Here is a 5,002-nt window from a genome sequence, read left to right on the forward strand (position 1 = left end):
CCATTTACTCCATTAATTATTTCCTCATTAGTTCCTGGAATATTAGTAGCAATAACAGGAATTTTTTGAGAAAAGGCTTCTAAGGGTACAAGTGGAAGCCCCTCTATATGTGAACATAAAATAACTAAATCTATATATTTCATATGGTCAATTACATTTTCCTTCTCTCCAAGTAGATAAACCTTATCTTCCATATTATTTTCCTTAACATATGCTTTTAAATTTTCTAGTTCCTCTCCTCCACCTATTAAGAAAAACCTTATATTATTATTGATTTTACTAACTTCCTTTGCTATATTTACAAAATCATATACTCCTTTATAATCAACAATCCTACTAATTTGTGCTACAGTAAAATAACTTTTTTTACTTTCAATTAAAGCTTCATCAACTTTTTTATTTTCCTTTTTTACTTCTACAGTGTTATATATTGTTGTAATTCTTCTTTTATCTAATTTACACTTATTAACTAAGGCTTTCTTTGCAGAATCACTAACAGTAATAGTATCTATATTTTTAAGTGCCCATCTAGTTAAGAAAAATTTATCTTCTATACACAAGTGCTGGGTATGTATCACCTTTACCCCTGTGAAAAAAGATGCTATTTTAGAAATAAATGTAGTTAATCTATGGTGACTATGAATTAACTGTATATTTTCCTTCCTAACTATCTTTATTGTCTTAAAAATATTATGGACTATGCCAAAAATATTTTTCATACTAGGATCCTTCATTTCATAATGCTTAACTCCAATATTAAGAAACTCAGGTAAAAGCTTTCCTCCAGCACTTGCTAATATTATTTTGTTTTTATTATTAATCTCTTTACAAAGTTTTAAGATACACTTGGTATCTCCACCTAAATGAACTGATGTGTTAAGGTATAAAATGTTCAAACTACATTTCTCCTTCTATATATTTTTCTATTTCAAAAATTATATTCTTTGTATTAGATATATATTCCTTAACATCAAAATTTCTTATACTTTCAAGTGCTTCATATAACTTATCTATATCATGAACCTTTCGTAAAAATCCAATATCACTAAACTCTGATATTATTTGAATTTGATGATTATCTACATGTTCCCCAAAAGACTTAAGCCTAGGAACTGCTATTACCTTTTTTCTAAGATTTATAGACTTTATTATTGTTCCAGTTCCTCCATGAGTTATTACTATATCAGCTTTATTAAGGATATCATTATACTCTTCTGAATTTATAAACTCCTTAAAGCTATAATTTTTAGGCTTGTAGGTACTATATCCAATTTGAGCAAATACTTCTTCAAATATCTTTTTTTCTTCTATTAATTTATCTATTTCCTTAAGCAATCTATTAAACTGAAACTTTTGAGTTCCAACGGTTATAAATATCATATAAATCCTCCTTAATAGGATTTTTGAAAATAAGCATTAATCCTCCATAACAAACAAAACATAAACTGCATCCTATAAGTAGTGATAATATAGTGGTATCAAGAACAGATGTAACTAAATTAACCAAGACAAAATTCACTATTCCAAATAAAAAATAAATATAACTTCTTTTAAAAAGTCCCTTAATATCTAAATATTTTCTTACTAAAACTACTTTTAATATTGTTGCAGTAAGTTCTGATAAAACAACTGTTATTATAGCTCCACTTATTCCTATAAGAGGTATTACAATAAAATTACATATTAAGCTTACTAAGGCTGCTGAAAAAATAGGAATTACATATTCTTTATTTTTGCTAGTTGGAATGATAAATTGATTTGTAAACACTAGTCCTATTGGAATAATTACTGCAATTAGACTAATAGTCATCATATATGGTGTAATTAAATTAAACTTCTCTCCAAAAAATAATGGAACAAATTTATTAGCTACTGCTGCCATAGAGCTTGCACCAAAAACACCAATGCAAATAGTAATTTCTAAAGATTTTTTTAAATACTTTTCTATACCTAAAGTATTACTTTTCTCATAAAGATTAGCTATTGTTGGCATTAAAACTGTACTTAATGATGTAATAAAGGCTAAAGACATTCTTGGAACCTTTAAGCTTTGAGAATAATATCCCACTTCAGTAAGATTAGTTAATGAGCCTACAATAATTTGATCTGCTACTGTATAAACTTGAATACATATTTGTGGTAAAAAATAAACTATTGATTCTCTTATATAAGGTTTTATATTTACCTTTGAAATATTAATTTTATTAACATACTTAAACAAAGAAATCCAATAAGTAAAGCAGCCTAAAAAGCCTGCTAAAGAATTAATTAAAATATACTTATCTAAATCAGCATAACTTTTTACAAAAGTAAAAATTAAAATTACAGATATAATCTTTATTACAGTATTTCTAATTACTATTTTCTTAAAATTTTCAAGACCTATATAAAACCAACTAATATCAAAAAATCCTGATAAAACTATTGGAAGTTGCAATAAAAATACTATTTTCAAGGATTCTCCTAAGGTAATAAAAAATATAATATATACTATTGTTGAAATAAGGGTTGAAGAAATTTGCAATGACCATATATTCCAAAAGGTTTCACTTCTAGTACTTTTCAAATCTCTTTTATAAGCTATATGCTTGCTTCCATATCTATCTATGCCAAGCTTTCCAAAGGTAGCAAATATAATTGCAAAGGAAGCAGTATAATCACTTTTTCCTATTCCATCAGCTCCTAAAACTCTAGAAATATATGAAGCTGTTATAAAGGGTAGTATTAAAATTAAAGTTTCATAAGTGATGTTATACAGATAATTTTTAATAATTCTTTTATTGTTCATAATTCTTCTTAACTTTCTTTAAAAAATTAAATATTCCTAACTTCCATAAAATTATTCTCGTTTTATCCTTTATATTAAATCTTCTTAAAAATAAAATATCTTTTAAATGAATATTTAAATCCATATATTTAGACTTCTTAAAAGCTTTATAATTGTTATTTACATCTTCATTAGTATAATGATAAATAAAATATGAAAATACATTTGCTTTAAAAATTCTAAGACTATATTTATTTACTATAAGCTTATTTTCTTCTATATAATTAATAATGCTTTTCATAGCATGATAATAGTCTTCTGTTAGCTTTTTATTCTTTTTATGGACAGTTGAACTCTCCCTTTGCCTATAAAAATATAAAGCATCATCAATATAGGCAATTTTATTAGAAGTATTTACTACCTTAAATACTGGAAATATGTCTTGAATATATCTTCCCTTTTCAAATAAAAAGTTATTATTTATAAGCAAAGTATTCTTAAAAAGCTTGTTCCAAAGTTGCCCTTGAATTTTATTATTTAACATCATATCTATTACTTCAAAGCTCTCATACAAATGAAAGTTAGGCATATCTTTTATAAATTTTATATAATTATTTTCATCATAAAATAAATAATAATTGCTAATAACTATATCTGCCTTTGTACTTAAGGCTGTACTTATTATTTTCTCTAACATTTCCTTTTCTAAAAAGTCATCAGAATCTACAAATAAAACATATTCTCCTTCTGCATTCTTTAAAGCTATATTTCTAGCTTCTGATACACCTTTATTATCTTGTGATATAAATTTAAAGTTTTTAAATTTATTACTATATCTTTGTATAATTTCTAAGCTATTATCCTTTGAACCATCATCTACAATAATAAGTTCATAATCTTTATAGCTTTGATTTAAAATGCTATCCAAGCATTCTTCTAAATATTCTTGAACATTGTATACAGGCAAGATTATACTTAGCTGACATTTTCTCATTTAAAGCCTCTAATAAACTTTAGTAGCTCTTGTTTAAACTTAGATCTAAATATCTGATGAGGCTTTCTCCAGCTTCCTTCATAATGATGAATAGTATAAGTGTTTTTTGTAATTACAGCTTCTTGCCAAGCATGTCTTTTAGGATAAAAATACTCCTTAGGATAAATTGCTACATCATTATAAAAATAAGATATATTACTATGACTTTCTTTATAACCAAGGTACTTAGCAATTAAAGTTAGATGAATTGGAATAGCTAATTCATTAAGTTTTCCCTTGTAATCATCATAATTCAAGTTATTATAATACTTTAAAACTTCTGAAATAAACTTATCATACCTTCTGCAGCCCCAAATCCCAAAGGCAATTTCATTATCCTCTAAGCCTCCAAAGGATGAGTTTTCTAATAAATTATCTAAGGGTTTTAAAACTTCCATATCAGTATCTAAGTATATTCCTCCATAATTATAAAGTACCCATAACCTACAATAATCTGATACAAATGCCCACTTTTTATCTTCATAAGCTTTCTTAGTAAATTCAAAATTCTTTACTGGAAAATTTTCTTCATTCCATTCTATAATCTCATAATCCTTTAAATAGTCTTTCCATGACTGAATGCACTTTTCTACTACTTCTGGCTTAGCTTTGCCACCAAACCAGCAGTAGTGTATTACTTTTGGTATACTCATAAATTATCATTCCTCCTAAAGGCTATACCTCCTTAAAGTTAAAAGGTTTATTATAATTTTCTAAATTAATAAGTTCAGCAATTTTTAAATCATACTCCAAAGGATTAAATTTATCAGTACCATTAGCTGGTGTTAAAGTTAATTCACTAAAATACAATTTTTCATCTACTACATTAAAGTCCACTCTAATATATTCAAAATCCTTAGCTAAAATTTCTCCTAAGGAAATTAATTTATCTAAAAATTTTGGTTTTTCTATTGACTTTAAGGAATTCTCTGCCTTTCCTTTTATAGGAACTTTAGTCCAATCAACTTGAAAGTAATCCTCCCTATAGTTTGTACTTCTATTGGTATGCACTTCAATTAACTTTACTTTTCCAGAAAAGCAATGCAAAGCATATTCTACTAAAGTACCATTCTTATCTTCTAAATATTCTTCACAGATAATTTTCTTCTTTATTCCCCTATATTGAGGCTCCTTGGTGTATTTGTAATAATCTTCTTTTAATAATTTTCTTAACCTTTTATTAGTTTTTTCTATATCTAATG

At 25.9% G+C, this 5,002-nt stretch carries 6 protein-coding genes; all 6 read right to left on the reverse strand.

Features of this window, described 5'->3' with window-relative positions; genetic code table 11:
• On the reverse strand, positions 1-896 hold an 896-nt coding region (locus HUJ77_RS06220; protein WP_291707712.1), incomplete at its 3' end, for a glycosyltransferase.
• Between the two features lies 1 nt (position 897).
• Entirely contained in the window at positions 898-1,380 is a 483-nt protein-coding gene (gene pssE, locus HUJ77_RS06225) for a PssE/Cps14G family polysaccharide biosynthesis glycosyltransferase (protein WP_291707713.1), read from the reverse strand.
• Positions 1,340-2,788 carry an oligosaccharide flippase family protein gene (locus tag HUJ77_RS06230; RefSeq protein ID WP_291707714.1) on the reverse strand — a complete coding sequence of 483 codons (1,449 nt, stop codon included), beginning with the start codon at positions 2,786-2,788 and terminating at the stop codon, positions 1,340-1,342. Before HUJ77_RS06230 ends, pssE begins: the two co-directional genes overlap by 41 nt.
• A complete protein-coding gene (locus HUJ77_RS06235) occupies positions 2,778-3,761 on the reverse strand; it encodes a glycosyltransferase (protein WP_291707715.1) in 984 nt (327 codons plus the stop codon). Before HUJ77_RS06235 ends, HUJ77_RS06230 begins: the two co-directional genes overlap by 11 nt.
• Entirely contained in the window at positions 3,758-4,453 is a 696-nt protein-coding gene (locus HUJ77_RS06240; protein WP_291707716.1) for a glycosyltransferase, read from the reverse strand. The genes HUJ77_RS06235 and HUJ77_RS06240 overlap by 4 nt, the downstream gene beginning before the upstream one ends.
• A 22-nt stretch (positions 4,454-4,475) precedes the next feature.
• Positions 4,476-5,002, reverse strand: a 527-nt coding sequence (locus HUJ77_RS06245) for an ATP-grasp fold amidoligase family protein (protein WP_291707717.1), incomplete at its 5' end; no start/stop codon positions are given.

Source organism: Clostridium sp. (assembly GCF_021443865.1).
Taxonomy (GTDB): domain Bacteria; phylum Bacillota; class Clostridia; order Clostridiales; family Clostridiaceae; genus Clostridium.